This window comes from Marinomonas algae, from assembly GCF_047525555.1.
GTDB lineage: Bacteria > Pseudomonadota > Gammaproteobacteria > Pseudomonadales > Marinomonadaceae > Marinomonas.
Genome location: NZ_JBLIXK010000003.1, coordinates 1 through 16,476, shown reverse-complemented (window position 1 = coordinate 16,476; position 16,476 = coordinate 1). Strand labels below are relative to the sequence as shown.

At 42.4% G+C, this 16,476-nt stretch carries 16 protein-coding genes and 1 pseudogene; 4 read left to right on the top strand and 13 right to left on the bottom strand.

Annotated elements, in window-relative coordinates; all coding sequences use genetic code 11:
* Window positions 1–57: 57 nt before the first annotated feature.
* Window positions 58–981: a D-hexose-6-phosphate mutarotase gene (locus ACMUMQ_RS06240; RefSeq protein WP_414681152.1), complete on the bottom strand. Its 924-nt coding sequence runs from the start codon at window positions 979–981 to the stop codon at window positions 58–60.
* Window positions 982–1,192: 211 nt separating this feature from the next.
* Between ACMUMQ_RS06240 and ACMUMQ_RS06235 the strand changes: the two genes are divergently transcribed.
* A complete protein-coding gene (locus tag ACMUMQ_RS06235; protein ID WP_414681151.1) occupies window positions 1,193–1,678 on the top strand; it encodes an ATP-dependent zinc protease family protein in 486 nt (161 codons plus the stop codon).
* A gap of 19 nt (window positions 1,679–1,697) precedes the next feature.
* Here ACMUMQ_RS06235 and ACMUMQ_RS06230 read toward each other — a convergent pair whose 3' ends face one another.
* From ACMUMQ_RS06230 to ACMUMQ_RS06175, 12 genes are all read right to left on the bottom strand, one after another.
* Entirely contained in the window at window positions 1,698–2,180 is a 483-nt protein-coding gene (locus ACMUMQ_RS06230) for a nitrogen regulation protein NR(II) (RefSeq protein ID WP_414681150.1), read from the bottom strand.
* Window positions 2,180–3,193 (bottom strand): response regulator, encoded by a 1,014-nt coding sequence (locus tag ACMUMQ_RS06225; protein ID WP_414681149.1) that lies wholly within the window; start codon window positions 3,191–3,193, stop codon window positions 2,180–2,182. The genes ACMUMQ_RS06230 and ACMUMQ_RS06225 overlap by 1 nt, the downstream gene beginning before the upstream one ends.
* A 143-nt stretch (window positions 3,194–3,336) precedes the next feature.
* Window positions 3,337–4,524 carry a GAK system CofD-like protein gene (locus ACMUMQ_RS06220; protein ID WP_414681148.1) on the bottom strand — a complete coding sequence of 396 codons (1,188 nt, stop codon included), beginning with the start codon at window positions 4,522–4,524 and terminating at the stop codon, window positions 3,337–3,339.
* Between the two features lie 81 nt (window positions 4,525–4,605).
* Complete coding sequence (locus tag ACMUMQ_RS06215; protein WP_414681147.1) at window positions 4,606–5,412, bottom strand: HAD family hydrolase; 807 nt, start codon at window positions 5,410–5,412, stop codon at window positions 4,606–4,608.
* An 8-nt stretch (window positions 5,413–5,420) separates the two neighbouring features.
* Window positions 5,421–6,179 (bottom strand): DeoR/GlpR family DNA-binding transcription regulator, encoded by a 759-nt coding sequence (locus tag ACMUMQ_RS06210; protein WP_414681146.1) that lies wholly within the window; start codon window positions 6,177–6,179, stop codon window positions 5,421–5,423.
* 13 nt (window positions 6,180–6,192) lie between these two features.
* Window positions 6,193–6,951 (bottom strand): glycerophosphoryl diester phosphodiesterase, encoded by a 759-nt coding sequence (locus ACMUMQ_RS06205; protein ID WP_414681145.1) that lies wholly within the window; start codon window positions 6,949–6,951, stop codon window positions 6,193–6,195.
* A 7-nt stretch (window positions 6,952–6,958) separates the two neighbouring features.
* A complete protein-coding gene (locus ACMUMQ_RS06200) occupies window positions 6,959–8,026 on the bottom strand; it encodes a sn-glycerol-3-phosphate ABC transporter ATP-binding protein UgpC (protein ID WP_414681144.1) in 1,068 nt (355 codons plus the stop codon).
* Window positions 8,027–8,028: 2 nt separating this feature from the next.
* A complete protein-coding gene (gene ugpE / locus ACMUMQ_RS06195; protein ID WP_317005841.1) occupies window positions 8,029–8,877 on the bottom strand; it encodes a sn-glycerol-3-phosphate ABC transporter permease UgpE in 849 nt (282 codons plus the stop codon).
* The gene (gene ugpA, locus ACMUMQ_RS06190) at window positions 8,874–9,752 is read right to left on the bottom strand and encodes a sn-glycerol-3-phosphate ABC transporter permease UgpA (RefSeq protein ID WP_317005840.1); all 879 of its coding nucleotides are present in this window, start codon (window positions 9,750–9,752) and stop codon (window positions 8,874–8,876) included. Before ugpA ends, ugpE begins: the two co-directional genes overlap by 4 nt.
* 77 nt (window positions 9,753–9,829) lie before the next feature.
* Window positions 9,830–11,131 carry a sn-glycerol-3-phosphate ABC transporter substrate-binding protein UgpB gene (gene ugpB / locus ACMUMQ_RS06185; RefSeq protein ID WP_414681143.1) on the bottom strand — a complete coding sequence of 434 codons (1,302 nt, stop codon included), beginning with the start codon at window positions 11,129–11,131 and terminating at the stop codon, window positions 9,830–9,832.
* Window positions 11,132–11,287: 156 nt separating this feature from the next.
* Window positions 11,288–11,638, bottom strand: a complete 351-nt coding sequence (locus ACMUMQ_RS06180) for an Hpt domain-containing protein (protein ID WP_414681142.1) — start codon at window positions 11,636–11,638, stop codon at window positions 11,288–11,290.
* Window position 11,639: 1 nt separating this feature from the next.
* Window positions 11,640–14,801 carry an ATP-binding protein gene (locus tag ACMUMQ_RS06175; RefSeq protein WP_414681141.1) on the bottom strand — a complete coding sequence of 1,054 codons (3,162 nt, stop codon included), beginning with the start codon at window positions 14,799–14,801 and terminating at the stop codon, window positions 11,640–11,642.
* Window positions 14,802–15,063: 262 nt separating this feature from the next.
* Here ACMUMQ_RS06175 and ACMUMQ_RS06170 point away from each other — a divergent pair.
* The 3 genes and pseudogenes from ACMUMQ_RS06170 to ACMUMQ_RS06160 all read left to right on the top strand — a co-directional run.
* A pseudogene (locus ACMUMQ_RS06170) lies at window positions 15,064–15,288 on the top strand (type II toxin-antitoxin system HigB family toxin); the annotation flags it as partial.
* 80 nt (window positions 15,289–15,368) lie between these two features.
* Window positions 15,369–15,674 carry a helix-turn-helix domain-containing protein gene (locus ACMUMQ_RS06165; protein WP_414681140.1) on the top strand — a complete coding sequence of 102 codons (306 nt, stop codon included), beginning with the start codon at window positions 15,369–15,371 and terminating at the stop codon, window positions 15,672–15,674.
* A gap of 402 nt (window positions 15,675–16,076) precedes the next feature.
* Entirely contained in the window at window positions 16,077–16,349 is a 273-nt protein-coding gene (locus tag ACMUMQ_RS06160) for a hypothetical protein (protein WP_414681139.1), read from the top strand.
* The last annotated feature ends 127 nt before the right edge of the window (window positions 16,350–16,476 follow it).

The window sequence follows — 16,476 nt, the reverse complement described above, 5'->3', positions numbered from 1 at the left end:
CAAAAAGAAACCCCACTCGGCATATGCCCAGTGGGGTTTCTTGTTTATACGATGTTTTTACTCTTCATCGGCCAAAGGTTTGAGTTTCACCTTTAACTTAAGCTGATGTATGCTACCCGGCGCAATTTCATAGCCGTCTGTCAGAACATTCGCAGCTTCGACACAGACAAAACGACGATACTCTTCGTCTTCCATATCTGTTCGTTTTTTAGCAAGCTCAGCACCAGGGTTCCATAAAACCGTGCTTTGACTTCCTTCCGTCTGAATAACAATCTTACGATTGAAAACAGGATCTTGGATCTCACATTCATCTGGCGCGGATAAATAGACTCGATCCATGCAATCACATGGTGTCACTATGCCTTCTTGCAGTTTCTTCTCGCTATTGTCGAACTTATCAACATAAGAGATTTGATCTAAACCATGCACTTCTGCTGCTTTGTTATCAGCCACATTGAAATACGTATGTAAGGCTTCGCTGATTGGCATAGGTTTATCAGATAAGTTAGCTGCAGAAAAATTGATTCTGAAGCCTTTATTGGAGAATCGAAATACTTGTCTTAATTCAAAGGCATGTGGCCACATTTCTTCGATTAAAGGATGGTCTTCGGAAGCAAGACGAATCACGATTTTCACATCGCCATTTTTGAAATGACCCGCTTCAATGAGCTCCCAACGGAAATATCGAGCCAAACCATGAGCTGGGTAGTCATCATGCTCTTCATTCGCCCCAAACCAAGGCCAACATACTGGAACACCAAAATGACGACGTTCAAAACGCCCTTTTCCACCTAGGTTCTCAGATTGAAATAAAAGGTCCTCTTGACCAGTAGGAATAAAGCTCTCTAAATGCCCTCCCCATAACGCAATCGCTGCGCTAAAGCCGGGTTGATCAATAATGATCTCATCGCACTTCTTCAAGCTCGCTGGGCGGATCTCACCACCTAGCTCTTCCAACTCTTTTATCAGTCGGCCATTCATTAACAACTCCGTTAAATGTTTATTGTGAACACATATTAACTTCAGATGATACGATTACAATAGTTTGTAGTGATACTGACAATTCAACAAAGCAGATAAGCCTATTTTTCGTTAAATAAAACTTAACCTCATACTGCTTTTACGCTATAAAACATGGCTATCAACAGATGAACTTACTATTGCTAATATTTTCAAAGGTGTCTTCAAATCTATGGATCAGTTAAGCGAATCCAAAATGATCATTGGTAGCGACGAGTGGTGTGCATTCCCCTCTCTTAACATACCAGCCATCAAAGCTAGAGTAGATTCTGGCGCAAAAACATCCTCATTGCACGCCATCAATATTCAGCGCTTTATGAAAGATGAAGAGCATTGGGTTCGATTTGACGTTCATCCATTAAAGGGCAATCGAAAAACAACCGTTCATTGTGAAGCGCCATTAATCGACCAAAGAGTGATTAAAAGCTCCAGCGGCGACAAAGAAAAACGCCCTGTTATTAGCACGTCTCTGTCTCTTGGCGAAAAAACATGGAACGTCGAAGTAACACTAACAAACCGAGACAGCATGGGATACAGAATGCTTCTCGGCCGAGAAGCAATGAATGGGCACGTACTCATCGACCCTCAGGGTGAATGCCTGCTTGGCAATCACCTTTCTAACGAGCTAGCCGACCTTTATAAAGCTCATAAAGCCTAATTCATGAACTGGCCTTATCTTATTTCGATAAGGCCTTAGTCAACCTCTGCAACCTTGCATTCGCAGTCGATAAAGCTGTTTTATTGACCGCAATATCCGTGACATCATAAACCACCAAACAAAGATGCTTGATCGAGCCATCTGGCTCAGAGATCGGCCTAATTGCTACATTCTGGTACATCTTGTCCGAAACACCTGTGATGGGTCGGTAGCTTTTAAAAGGGAATAAATTCGGCCTTTGCTCCCAAGAGATAAATATAGGCGTTTTCAACCCAAATACATTATCAAGCTTCTGGCGTAACCAACTCGCATCTAAATCTGGAAAAAGCGTTAATAGTGACTGTTGCTTCGCAATAGAAGAGCTCACACCACTGTGGTTTTCCATAAAGCTATTCCAAAGCTGTATCTCATACTTTGTATTCAATACGACAAGCCCAACATCAATATGATGGAGCATATCAAACATCCAATGAAAATCAGCTAACCCTTCTGACTCTTTCATTATTCATCCTCAGCCAAAAACGATAACAGGTTCTCAAGCGTTGCTACTGAATCTTCGGTGAACAACAACATTAAGTCGCAATTTATTTGATAATTTTCTACTTCATAGACGATCTCAACGGCCAAAGTACGCTTCCAAGTCGTTCTCTTAGCATTAATAATGTCTTTGATTTTAACGTGCTGCCCCAGTAGAACTGGGTGACTGTGGCTGAAATCAATGTTCAACTGCTTGCCAATGGCTTGCATAAAAGGACCAACAAGAACGGAAGAGACATCCATCAAAAGCTCGGTTTCTAACTCTCTTGTAATTTCCTCTGTTACGCCCAGCAACTCCGCCATGTCGGGAAAGCTCGAATCACTAAAAATAAGCAATGCTTCAAACGCAATACCAGAACCAACAAAACCTTGAGATACCGCAGAGCAACTGTCCTCTTTAACACTGTAATCCAGCGCCATTTGAAGCTCACCCACTTCAAGGATATTTACTTTAGGAACAGGTAATTTGATAAAAACATTCAGCATATTCGCCAGAACACTGGCCGCACGCCCCATGGCGATGTTCGAGATTTCTTGCAGACACTCATTAAGAGAAAACTGCTCTGCCGCCGTAACGACATGAGTATTCGTGTAATTTTCGTTTTGACTTGAGGAAAAGAGCCCTAAAGAAATAAGTAAGGCGCGAAGTTCATCCGCCTCGGCAGGTTTTTTATGGAATGCCACCGCACCCATGTTTTTCACCCGCTCGATCGCTTTTGGCTGAACATCACCAGAGACCACAATAACGGCAGGAGATTGAGCAAAAGACTGAAGCGCTTCGAGCGTTTCGTAGCCGTCTTTTACTGGCATATTCAAATCTAAAAATAAAATATCAAATACAGAAGACGATAAAATGTCTAAGGCTTCTTGGCCATGTTCTGCATACTCAACTTCGACATCCCAATCCGTTGGTAAAATTCTAGTTAGCTGTTTTCTCGCGATTTTTGAGTCATCGCATATCAGCACTCGTGTACTCATTACTGCCTCTTAATATTAGAGTGTTTCTAACGTGTACTATGACATCCTACATGGCTTCACTAAAATGACAAAAGTGTTACTTAGCGTAAAGTTTCATTACTTTAGCATAGTATAGACTTCTATTTTTACCTCACACCACAGAGTCAAACGCAAGACAGTAACGCGACAGACACAAGCCTTTCATCGTATTTATTGGGTTTCGTACTAATAAGAGAGGTTTTTATGACACTAATACCAAGTCGATCCAACCCCTCAATATCGACAAAACCGTAATCATAAGCATCATCTAAAAGAAGATAATCCAATGCCGAAAAACTTGGTTTTTCTTCACCTAAATCCGCTAATACAGTGCCGACCAGACGCTTTACCCTTTCCATTAATGACAAGCCTTGCTGTTCTGGATCGACACCTAAATTAGGCAAATATACTTTAGGATTCGGGTTCTGGCAGATAGCACGACCAACACCTTCCGATAACAAGTTCGCCAAAAGGCTACTGTAATAACTACCAGGGGGATAACAAATCAAATCCGCGCTTTCTATGGCGTCTTTACGGTCGTCTGCTATGAGTTGATTAATGGGAGAAACCGCTCGTAAACCGCGATTTAGCCACATTTTTTTGATTGGGCTGGATAATGCTTCTGTTTCTTTCCCTGTAATATTGTGCTGACCTAAAACAACTTGCCCATTTTCCAACTCTACACCCAGATGGAAACTGGCATCCACAGTGGTTTTTACATCGCCCAATGTTTTCACCAAACGAGAAAACAGGAACACGATAGGATCAAGTTGCTGAAAGTTATTTAAGTAGCCACCAGCAATAATCAGATTACCAATGCTTGCGCCTCTCAAATCGAAACTTTCATTAATTCGAGCCTGAGTCACCGCCAACTGCGCCTGAATAAGCGCTTTCATGGGATTAGGAATACTCTCAATTAAAGGATGCTGCCCAGAAACAAGTTGCTGCAATTGTATTTTGAGCGCTTCAGGAGAGTCATTTTGACTTAATCTGTGTGTAAACAAAGCATACACTTCTGGCTGCCCCATGACAGTTTCATCAGCCAACGCCATTAATCGACTGCGTAAGTCACCTACCGCAGGAATATCAAACTCAGCTCGCAAACGCGCAGAGCTGCCACCAGAATCAAACGGTGTAACAAGATGAATAGAATGATGTGTGTACTCTTTAAACACTCGGCTGATTTTATTCAACGCCGAGCCGCCACTGAAGAAAAGCACTTTCGGCCCTTGCTCTGGCAAGGTTTGATAACGATGGACACGAATAAGATCAGGCATTGTCATTCGACGAAAAATGCGCAAAGAGTCCACCATAGAAAAGCCTCATTAAAAAAATCAAAATTGGAGCAAAACGTTCTTTCAGAACCCGACAAACATTATAAACCTATTATGTCTTTAAAAACCGCCACGGCTCGACAATACTATCTTCGCGAGTTCTGCAAAGCCCAACCCACCAGGTTGAGTCGTTTTATAGCGTGGAATATATTTCATTGATGAGAGGTGCTGCGCGATATTCGCCACACCAACACTGAGCGGAAACCGTGCAAACATGCTTTCATCATTTGGCGCGTCTCCAACATACAACACCTGCTCTTGCTGCTCTTCAGGTGTTAACCCATATACTTTCGTTAACACACGTTCTGCCATCGAAAACTTGTCATAACCTTCAGAGCACACGTTAATGTGAATGGAACTGGCTTTTGCATTCAAACCAAGGGCAATCAATTCTGCGAGGAAAGCGTCTTTTTCTGTCACTGCTGGCGGAGTCACATCTTGGGCGTAATCAATGGCCACATCCGTTAATCGATAGGACTGATCTCTTGCCAAACGCAATCTCGGATACTTAACCAGTAGCAAATTTACTTGTTCAAGCAAGCGAGCTTGTTCGTCGCGCATAATAGCCTCTTCACGCCAGAACGCATAAGAAAGGTGCTTCTGTTCCGTTTTGCCGATAAAGCAGGCTCCACCTTCCGTGATTACCCCCTCAACCGGCAATGCGCGAGCTATCATGTCCGACCAACCTGCGCAGCCACCTGTAACAGGAATAACCTTAATGCCATTTGCTTCTAATGCTGTCAAAGCCTGTAGTGTTTCAACGGGTAGCATTCCTTCCCATGTAAGCGTGTCATCAAAGTCTGTGAGAATAAAACGCAGTCCGTGACAATCGTTCGCTGTAAGATCTGACAAAGCTGAAATAGGCATTAACCACCTTATGAGCAAAGTTGAATGTTAACACCTTGTGTGGTGAGTAAATGGATTTGAGCTTCTGTAAGCAAATCCGTAAAGAGGTAATCAATTTTGGAGAATGTGTGCACTCTTGCCATCGCTTTTCGCCCCCATTTATGCTGATCTGCCACCAATAAACTATGGCGGCTTTGCTCAACTAAAACACGGCTAACCGCCGCTTCTTCGGGATCAAAATCCAATATTCCCTGCTCTTCATCCATTCCGCCACAACCCAATACGCCGTAATCAAAATAATATTGTTTTAAACCAAACAAAGTCTCTTCACCAACTAAGTCATGATGACGATGGCGCAATTTACCGGCTAAAACACGCACGCGTATTTCTGGATAATGTCCAAAAATTCCTGCGACTGTGAGGTTATTGGTGAATACTTGCAAGTTTTTATGAGACACCAATGCTTTGGCCACGTATTCAACCGTGGTGCCTATACCTAAAAATACAGACGCGCCATCAGGAATCATCTCTGCAACCTGACTGGCGATCAAAGACTTGGCGTCACTGTTCAAGAACTGTCGGTGATCAAAAGGAAGGTTTTCTGTACTCGATACAGGCGCAATACCACCATGTGTTCGACGCACTAAATGACGCTCTGCTAACTGATTAATGTCCTTACGGATAGTTTGGGAGGACACATTAAAACGCGCCACCATTTCTTCCACTAACAGAGCATCTTCTTGTTGTACCCAGTTGAGTATCTGGTTCTGTCGCTCGTTTAAGCTCACACAAAGACCTTATTTATTCAGATAAAAATGCAAACTTACTTGGGTCATCTGTAATAACCGCATCCATTCCCCACGCCCAATGGGACTCTACAGCTTGAGGGTCATTCGCTGTATAACAAAGTAACTTGTAGCCTGCCGCTTTTACTGCTTTGGCTTGCGTTTCAGTTAATCTGGAGTAATCACAATTCAAACTGTAGGCTTGAATACTCTCCAACTCTTCCTGCCAATTATCTGGAATATCCTCATACAACTGGGCTAAATGTCGGTCACTATTAATGCCATAACTCATCTGCAAAGCCGCATGGTTAAAGCTAGAAATCATCAACTTATTATTGTCGACCCAATGCGTTTTCAAGATTTCCATCACCGCAGGAACGATAGTCTCGACATCTGCACCATCGTGTTTGATTTCAAGGTTTAAGCCCAATCCTAAAGACTGAATGCACTCCAATGCTTCCAACAGTGTGGGGACTTTTTCACCCGCAAAATCGGCTGAGAATTTCGTACCGGCATCTAAGCCAATCACATAATTCAGCTGTGCGTCACGGGTGAGGCCCTCACCATTGGTACAACGCTCAAGCGTGTCGTCATGGAAAATAACAAGGCTGCCTTCGGCAATCAAATACACATCAATCTCAACCCAAGTAGCGCCTGCAGCGGCGGCCGCGCGAATCGAAGACAAGGTGTTTTCAGGCGCAAGTAATGCCGCACCTCGATGTCCCATGACTTTTGTGTTCAATATGTCAGTATTTGAGCGTTTGTCTTTTTGCATCTAAATTTCACAGCCTCTGTTGGTTTACTGCATCAAATAAGTGCCAATGTTTAACGGGAGCTTTTAACCACATAAGGCTATTTATCTCAGGCAAATGAGGCCCAGATAACCGAACGACAAAAGCTTCTCCCTTTTCTGAGTCGTCATCCAATATGCCATGAATTAACGTCTCCGCACCAAGGGATTCTACCGCTTGAACACGCAAAGCGAAATCAGCATTTTGCTCATCTGTCATTTCCAAATGCTCAGGACGAATTCCCCATATCACACTACCGCGATAATCATGAGAAAGTGTCAAGATAAGAGACTCGGACAGCTTCACTCCTTGCTCAACCAAATTAGCAGGAATAAGGTTCATCGAAGGCGAACCAATAAAAGACGCAACAAAAGGTGTAGCAGGCTTGTTATACAAATCCATTGGCGTACCAATTTGCTCTGCTTTGCCTTTGTTCAAGACAACTAAGCGATCTGCCAAGGTCATGGCTTCAACTTGATCGTGAGTCACATACAAGGTCGTCGTGCCTAGTTTTCGCTGTAACTGGCGTATTTCCACGCGCATTTGCACTCGTAACTTGGCATCAAGGTTTGATAAAGGCTCATCAAATAAGAAGACCTTTGGATCTCGCACCATGGCACGGCCCATCGCCACACGCTGTCGCTGACCACCAGATAATTGGCCAGGTTTACGCTGTAGCAAATCCGTTAGACCCAACATTTCTGCCACGTCTGTGACTTTCTGCTCAATAAGCTCTTTCGCCACTTTACGGTTCTTTAAGCCGTACGCCATGTTGTTGTAAACCGTCATGTGCGGATACAAGGCGTAATTCTGAAACACCATAGCAATGTCTCGCTCTGCTGGCTCTTTTTCATTCATGCGTTCGCCACGAATGCGCAACTCACCATCAGAAATACTTTCTAATCCTGCCACCATACGCAACAAGGTTGATTTGCCGCAGCCTGATGGGCCAACCAGAACAATAAACTCACCTTCTTCAATAGAGAGATCCACACTTGGGATTGCGTGATAACCATTGGGGTATGTTTTGCCTATTTTTTCTAAAATAACATCCGTCATCACTACTTCTCCGAATCCACTAAACCTTTAACAAATAACTTCTGCATACCTATAACAACGGCCACAGGCGGCAACATGGCAAGTAACGTTGTTGCCATAATTTGGTTCCACGCAATATCGCCATCCGTAACAGACAACATGCGTTTAATACTCATCACTAGGGTGTAATAAGCGTCATCTGTGGTGATCAACAAAGGCCACAAATATTGATTCCAACCATAGATAAACAAGATCACAAACAAGGCCGCGATATTCGTGCGCGATAACGGCAACAAAATATCAAAGAAAAAACGAAACGGTCCTGCGCCATCAATACGCGCGGCTTCCACCAATTCACCAGGAATACTTAAGAAACACTGACGAAACAAAAAGGTCGCCGTCGCGCTGGCAATCAAAGGCAGCGTTAAACCTGTGTAACTGTTCAATAATCCAAGATTCGCCACCACTTCATAAGTCGGCACGATGCGCACTTCAACTGGTAACATCAGAGTCATAAAGATGATCCAGAAACAAAAGTTACGAAAAGGAAAGCGAAAGAAAACAATGGCATAGGCAGAAATTAAAGAAATAGCGATTTTTCCGAACGTAATACCCAACGCCATAATCAAAGAATTCAACATCATGAAAAACACTGGCGTATCAATGCCGTTTCCGGCTTTCTCAAGCAAGACAGTTTTCCAAGTATCAACGCCAGCATCACCAAACCACAAAGGAATATGTCCGACACCAAAAGCGGACGCAGGGTGCGTTGACGCCACTAACGCCACCCAAACAGGCAAAGCCACCAAAGCAATGCCAGCCAATAAAGTAGCGTGACTAATAAAAGTTAACCAAGGGCGATTTTCTATCATGAGTACTGCACCTTGCGTTCAATAAAACGAAACTGAATAACCGTCATAAGACCAACAATGCCCATCAAAACGACAGATTGAGCCGCGGATCCACCTAGATCGAGACCGACAAAACCGTCTTCAAATACCTTATAAACCAAAGTGTTCGTGCTTTGCCCCGGACCACCTTTTGTCGTTGCATCAATAACACCAAAGGTTTCAAAAAAGGCATAAACCAGATTCACCACGAGTAAAAAGAAAGTCGTCGGTGATAAAAGAGGAAAAACAATCGTCCAGAAACGTTTGAATGGACTGGCACCATCAATTGACGCGGCTTCAATTAAGGAGCGAGGCACAGCTTGTAAGCCAGCCAAGAAGAATAAGAAGTTATAGCTTATTTGCTTCCAAGTAGAAGCGATCACCACCAGCACCATAGCTTGATTGCCATTTAAGTAATGGTTCCAATCTACCCCTGCCGATTTCAGCCAAAGGGCAATCGGCCCCATGCTAGGGTCAAATAAAATCCACCAAAGCACGCCCGCCAAGGCTGGCGCAACCGCATAAGGCCAGATCAATAAAGTTTGATAAGCCAATTTACCGCGAATAACACGATCCGCCATCACAGCTAAAAATAACGCCACAGACATACCAAAAATGGCAACAGAGAAGCTAAACACCAAGGTCGTTAGCATGGATTGGTAATAAAGAGGGTCTGTAAACAAATCCAGAAAATTGTCTAAACCTACAAACTCTCGGCTCAAGCCAAAAGCATCTTCTTGGTAAAAAGCTTGCTCTAATGCTTGCTCCGCAGGCCAAAGAAAAAAGATTGCCGTGATCAATAATTGTGGCAAGAGCAACAACCAAGGCAGGCCTTTTTGAGGGAAGGTAACCGTCATAGAAGTATCCAAATAAAGAAAACAAAAACACTTAAAAAAATCGCCCTTATGTCACAACATAAGGGCGATCATTTTATTTAGTCATTTGCGTTTTCAAACTTACGAAGAAGTGCATTACCACGTTTAACCGCAGTGTTTAGAGCTGTTTGAGCGTCAACATCACCACTCCATACAGACTCAAGCGCTTCATCAATCACACCGCGAATCTGAACAAAATTACCTAAACGTAACCCTTTTGTATTCGCCGTCGGTGTGCCTGTTGTCATTTGAGTAACGGCAGTTTCTGTACCAAGGTTCGCATCATAGAAGCCCTGACCTTTGGTCAAGCTGTACGCCGCTTTGGTTATTGGTAAGTAACCTGAGAATTGGTGCCAATCCGCTTGAACAGAAGCACGAGATAAGTAGCTTAGGAAAGAAGCCACACCTTTGTACTCTTCTTTTGAGTGACCTTGCAGAACCCACAAAGACGCGCCGCCGATAATTGTGTTAGAAGGCTGCTTAACTTTACCTTCCCAATAAGGAAGCTCAGTCACACCAAAATCAAATTTAGCGTTACGTTTAATACCCGCATAACCAGCTGAAGATTCAGTGAACATTGCGCACTCTTCACTATAGAATTTCGCTGCGCCGTCGTTTGTACGACCAGAGTAGCTGAATATGCCATTTTTCTGCCATTCACCCATTTTCTCAACATGAGCAACTTGCAAAGGATCGTTGAACGTTAACTCTGTTTTTAAACCGCCAAAACCATTATCTAAAGAAGCAAATGGTACATTGTGACGAGCACTCAAGTTCTCTAAATGAACCCAAGACTGCCAAGCTGTTGTGAAGCCACAAGATACGCCAGACTGCTGTAATTTTTTCGCTGTCGTCTCAACTTCTTGCCAAGTTTTAGGCGCTTGAGTAATACCGGCCTTTTTGAATAGATCTTTGTTGTAGTAGAGAACAGGTGTTGAACTGTTGAATGGCATAGAAAGCATTTTGCCTTCACTGCTTGTGTAATAACCAGTAACAGCGCTCAAATAAGCGCTTTCATCGAAAGACTGACCTGCTTCACGCATTAATTCATTTACTGGGTAAATCGCGCCTTTCGCCGCCATCATACTTGCTGTACCAACTTCGAATACTTGTACGATTGCAGGTTGTTGTTTAGCTCGAAATGCCGCAATTGCCGATGTCATTGTTTCAGTGTAGCTGCCTTTATAAACAGGCTTTACGACATAAGCGTCTTGGGAATCGTTAAAACCTTGAGCAATTTCATTTACTTTTTCACCATTTGCGCCACCCATTGCATGCCACCACTCGACTTCTGTCGCAGCAAACCCTGAACCCGCAATTGACATACCTATAACAGCTGACGCTAATTTCAAATTATGCATTTCTGTGTTCCTCGCAATGAGTGTTTATTAGAAAAAAACACACTATATCGAGGATATATTTCACTTTAATGATAAATTGGTTTCATTTGAAATACACAAACAAGCTAAATGAAACCAAAAAATGAAAAATACTGAAAGGAAAAAAAGCTCTATAGCTTACGAGGAAAGTGAAAACTCTTGTTGCAAAGCCGATATCAGATTATCAAACTCGTTCTTCAAGTCATCGTTCACTTCTGAAGAAATACTACGCCCTTCTTCGAACGAGATCTCAATCTCTCTAATAAGTAGGCAAAACCTGTGGCCAGAGACTTCTAAACCTGCACCTCTTAACCTATGCGCCAAATCATCAAGGCTTTTCCAATCTTGAGACACAAACGCTTCTTGAAAGCGTTCAAATAATGACGTTGCTTCCAAAATAAATTCATTGGCAACCAGCGCCATCAGCTCACGATTGGAGGCTAGCCTGTTTTTGTAGTCTTCATAATCGAACACTTTAGTTTCAAGCATATTAAGGCAACCACTTATTTAAAATGGCGAGCAGCTTATCCTGAGAAACTGGCTTGGCCACATGATCATTCATACCAGCAGCAAAACAATCACTTTCATCTTCTTTCATTGCATTGGCACTAAGCGCAACAATCGCAACGTCCGCAGGCGTTTTACTGCCCGTCAGCTGACGAATTTGCCTCGTCGCTTCATAGCCGTCCATAACAGGCATTTGGCAATCCATAAAGATCATATCGAAAGACGTAGACTGGGCAAGCTCAACCGCTTTCTGACCATTTTCAGCAATAACAACTTCCACTCCGTATAGTTTTAATAAACCGCGCGCGACTATTTGGTTGGTTAAATTATCTTCCGCAAGCAAAACCGTCGCGCTAAATACAGGATTAGCATCTGCTTTTTCTTCCGTTTCCTGTGCTTTGCTTTCCGCATCGACAGAGAATGCATTTAAGCTCTCTAATGCATTTCGTAACGGCTTATCAAAGACAGGTTTAATAATCGAACCATCGTAGTCATTCGAGTCAAAGTGTGTCTCTGAGCGTCCATGTAACAGCACTTGTTGTAATGAGTTTTCATGAGCAGCAGCTTTCAATGCTTCTACGTCGGAGGAAGAGGCATGATTGAGCGCATCACTATCCAATAAAATATGACCAACCCACTCATTACTAGCAAGTGCTTGAGCAAGACTATCGTAAGCACGATAACCGACACCTAGAGTGTCCAACAGCTTTTCAACGTATTCTCGGCCAACCTGATTTTCATAAATTAAAGTCACATCTGAGTCATAATTAGCCGGCTTTTCCAAAACTTCTGTTGTATCTAAATCGAGTGGTACGCTAACCCAGAATGTCGAGCCTTTTCCTTCTTCAGAAATGAGGCCAATCTTGCCGCCCATGGCGCCAGCTATTTCTTTACTGATCGCCAAACCTAAGCCAGTACCACCATATTTTCTTGTCGTCGAACCGTCAGCTTGTTTGAAACGGCGGAAAAGGTGTTTTTGGTTTGTCTCTGAAATGCCCACTCCTGTATCAACAATGGAGAATTTCAATGCCACTTTATTATTTCCAAGGTCTTCTATATCAAGATACAGAGCCACACCACCTTCTTGCGTGAATTTGATTGCATTACCTAATAGATTCACCAAAATTTGTTTCAAACGCAGGCGATCACCTTGCAAACCAAGATGTTGAATAGGTACGGCAGGAACATTTAAAACAATGCCTTTTTCTTCCGCTTTAAGAATAAAAATATTCGCTGTTTCTTCTATTAATTCTCGTAATTCAAAAGGTTCTTTCTCTAATATGAGATTCCCCATTTCGATTTTAGACAAGTCCAAAATGTCATTAATAATATCCAATAAAGACTCGGCGCTTTGCTGGGACAATTTTGCCAAGTGAGCCTGATCCGCTTCTAACTTTGTGTTCATTAATAAAGAAAGACACCCGATTACCCCATTAAGCGGCGTTCGAATCTCATGGCTCATGTTCGCCAAAAACTCACTTTTTGCTCTATTTGCCTCTTCGGCTTCTTCCTTAGCTTTACTCTGCTCAAGCTCGGATTCTTTTAAATACTCATTTGCTAATCGTAAGTCTTTTGTTCTCACACGAACTTTGTTTTCTACTTCAGCCGCATGCCCACTTACTATCAATAGGAACCAACCAAACAGACCTGAAATTAAGAAGCCACAAGCCAAGATAAAATGCAGTATCCAAGGTTGCTTAAAGAAATAACTATCACTGGTTTGAAACAGCTTCCAAGACTTAGCACCAACATCAATATCGAAGCTCACTGCATGACTAAAATCACCGTGTTGATAGTGGCTTAGTAACTCATCCACAGACAAATCCGCTGAATCACTTTTGGTCACCATAACTGGCTGTTTACCTGCTTCATTCATATCCACCAAATACAGCTCGGTATTTGGAAGAAGCCCTTGCTGAACAATTAAATCGGTCAGCCCAGCCAATTCGATTACCGCCGTTGCAACCCCTAAGAACTCATTGGTCTCTTGGTCAAAGAAAGGCAAAAAGAGCAAAATACCGTCTTTTTTCTGAATAAGCTTGATGGGGGTAGTTGGGTACACTTCCTTCAATAGAACCGCTTGATCTAGGGCAAACTGTCTATCTACTTGGGTATAGATATCGTAGCCAATTGCGGCTTTGTTCACTTCTACAGGGGAAACAAAAGTCACAACAATATGCTTATCTCTTGGTTTTACTGGAATAAAACTGCCATCTTCGCTTTTCTCTTTCACCATAAAATCAAAATCTGGATAGTTGCTTTGAATCCTATCCTCAAACTCAGCAATATCACTGCCTAGAACTTTGAAGTTTAATGAAACCCCAAGAATAGAGAGATCTCGCTGAGCAACACTGCTCGCAAACAGATCGAACTCCTGAGCTTCCAAGCGCTCGCTACCTCTCAACAGGCCAACAAAGCTATACAAAATATCTACCGTGCTCTTTATACGATTATTGAGCAAGACACCCAACAACTCTGCATTAGATCGAAACTCTTTAGACTGTTTATTCCACTCAGAATAACTTGCTCCAAGAGACAAAACCAAAGTCAGTACCAATACAAATAGAAAGCCTCCCAATAATCGGAAAGGATGCTCGAAATGATTGCCAAAATGACGAGGAAAACAAATAGCTAAAAGGGGAACCATGACTAAAACGCCAATCATGTCGCCGCCCCACCAAATCAACCAGTTAGCTAAGAAACCAGATTGATCAAGCAAGCCGACATAAAGCAAAGAAACAGAACCAACCGTGGCGCCAATTGTAGTCGATAGGACAGCGACCAGAAGCACAAATCGAGACACCAAACGTATATTATGAAAACGGAAAGAAGTACCAATAAAACGATGAACTAAATACGCGCCAATACAAGATTGTAAAGTGGAACCTATAGCAATAAGAGAAGGAAGAAGCACCGCAAAACTGGCGTGATTAACCCAAGTTGCTCCCATATTAACGAGAAAAGAGCCTAGAAAAACACCGTATGGAGCGAATTTCGGAAAGAATATAACGGCTGCCACCGCCAAACCAGACGCCGGCCAAATAATGGTTGAGTAACCCGGTGACGTCGCAACAGCAAGCCCTGCAACACCTAAAAGAAAATAACCAAGCGCTGTTACTCCAATAATGACAAAAGCTTTTATCATGCAGATTCATTCCTTATGTAATCAGATACTTGATTTGAATATGGCACATCAAAACAATGGTAGGTAACGGCTTAGTATAGGCGTATCGATTAATATTATATGAAAACAAAAGAGCCATAGTATGAGTTTTCATATAAACACAATAAAACAACATAAAAGTACAATAGGGTAACAGTGAAAAATCGATAGTATCTTTCATCCAAACCATCATTTCCCATAAAGGGAAGAGCAGAAAGAGTACCAAGATTCTGAACAGCCCTTAAAAGCATGGCATGACGAAGCCAAGCACGCTGACTGGAGAACCCCTCACGATGTCAAATCACAGTATCAAAATGCCAGTATTCTGAAAAATGGCAAAGTTGTTTTTAACATCCATGGGAATAAATACCGCCTAGCGGTAGAGATTGATTACATGTATTCGCTCTGTTTTGTCCTTTTTATAGGCACTCATGAGCAATATGACAAAGTGGATATGGATTCACTTTAAGGAGATATAAATGAACATTAAGCCGATTAAAAATGACAATGACCTAGCTTCTGCTGTACTTCGTATGCGTAGCCTTCGTGGTGCTCAACCATACACCTGAAGGTGACGAGATAGAGATACTCGCGGCATTGGTGGAAGCTTATGAAGAAAAACATCACGATATCGAAGCTCCAGATCCTATTGAAGCGATTAAATTCCGCATGGATCAAATGGGGCTTAAAGATGCAGACTTAACACAGTTTGTAGATCAACGTAGCCGCGTCAGTGAAATCCTAAATAGAAAAAGAGCGCTCAGCCTAAAAATGATTCGTAGCCTTCATCAAGGACTGAACATTCCTTTAGACGCACTTGTGAAAGATTACCCACTAGAGAGAGAAACTATTTAATCTTCATTGTGTTAAGAGTCGTTTAAATAACCAATACTCAAATAGGGCATTCAGAAGAAAAGGACGAGGGGTGTAGATAGAGTTTGTGCTTATTTAGACAAATTTCAGGCGAAAAAAAACCTGCTATAAAAGCAGGTTTCTTTAATATGGTGCCCAGAGACGGAATCGAACCGCCGACACGAGGATTTTCAATTCTGTATTTAATCTATATAAATCAATTATTTAGCTTTATTTTATGTGCCTAGAAATATAGAAAATTCTATTGTTAAATCAATACGTTAGATAAATTGTGCCTAGTCGTTTTATAGCGAATTGTTAGATTCATTGAATTTCTAAAAGAAGGTTGCTAATTTATTAATTAACAAGGATTGCTACAACTAGAAATAACGAAAGGATGCACTTATGAATACTGTAGAAATACAACTACTCGCAGAACAAGCCCTCGGACTCACTCCAGACCAAGCAGACACCCTGATCGATAGCGGGGAAGATTACGACACTCCATTAAAAGAGCGCTTTGGTGTCGACCTAAAAACTTTTGGCAAAATCGCTAACGCCCTTATTCCGCTGACTCCAGTGATCGAGCAGCCACAAACACATCAATTGATACATGCTTTTGTTCAGTTTCAAGACGGACGCGGCACTGTGACAGCTAAAGAAGCTATTCATAATTAATCATGTGACTAGTCCTGATATAGGTTGACACTTATTCAGGTTCTAAAACGCTCGATGAACCTCATCGGGCGTTTTGTATTTTAAGGCCATATGTGGCCGACTCTTATTATAACTTTCTACCGACTCC

Coding starts and splice junctions, on each gene's coding strand:
- ACMUMQ_RS06200 (WP_414681144.1), bottom strand. CDS start 8,026: ATGACGGATGTTATTTTAGAAAAAATAGGCAAAACATACCCCAATGGT.
- ACMUMQ_RS06205 (WP_414681145.1), bottom strand. CDS start 6,951: ATGCAAAAAGACAAACGCTCAAATACTGACATATTGAACACAAAAGTC.
- ACMUMQ_RS06220 (WP_414681148.1), bottom strand. CDS start 4,524: ATGGTGGACTCTTTGCGCATTTTTCGTCGAATGACAATGCCTGATCTT.
- ugpB (WP_414681143.1), bottom strand. CDS start 11,131: ATGCATAATTTGAAATTAGCGTCAGCTGTTATAGGTATGTCAATTGCG.
- ACMUMQ_RS06235 (WP_414681151.1), top strand. CDS start 1,193: ATGGATCAGTTAAGCGAATCCAAAATGATCATTGGTAGCGACGAGTGG.
- ugpE (WP_317005841.1), bottom strand. CDS start 8,877: ATGATAGAAAATCGCCCTTGGTTAACTTTTATTAGTCACGCTACTTTA.
- ACMUMQ_RS06240 (WP_414681152.1), bottom strand. CDS start 981: ATGAATGGCCGACTGATAAAAGAGTTGGAAGAGCTAGGTGGTGAGATC.
- ugpA (WP_317005840.1), bottom strand. CDS start 9,752: ATGACGGTTACCTTCCCTCAAAAAGGCCTGCCTTGGTTGTTGCTCTTG.
- ACMUMQ_RS06230 (WP_414681150.1), bottom strand. CDS start 2,180: ATGAAAGAGTCAGAAGGGTTAGCTGATTTTCATTGGATGTTTGATATG.
- ACMUMQ_RS06180 (WP_414681142.1), bottom strand. CDS start 11,638: ATGCTTGAAACTAAAGTGTTCGATTATGAAGACTACAAAAACAGGCTA.
- ACMUMQ_RS06160 (WP_414681139.1), top strand. CDS start 16,077: ATGAATACTGTAGAAATACAACTACTCGCAGAACAAGCCCTCGGACTC.
- ACMUMQ_RS06215 (WP_414681147.1), bottom strand. CDS start 5,412: ATGCCTATTTCAGCTTTGTCAGATCTTACAGCGAACGATTGTCACGGA.
- ACMUMQ_RS06175 (WP_414681141.1), bottom strand. CDS start 14,801: ATGATAAAAGCTTTTGTCATTATTGGAGTAACAGCGCTTGGTTATTTT.
- ACMUMQ_RS06225 (WP_414681149.1), bottom strand. CDS start 3,193: ATGAGTACACGAGTGCTGATATGCGATGACTCAAAAATCGCGAGAAAA.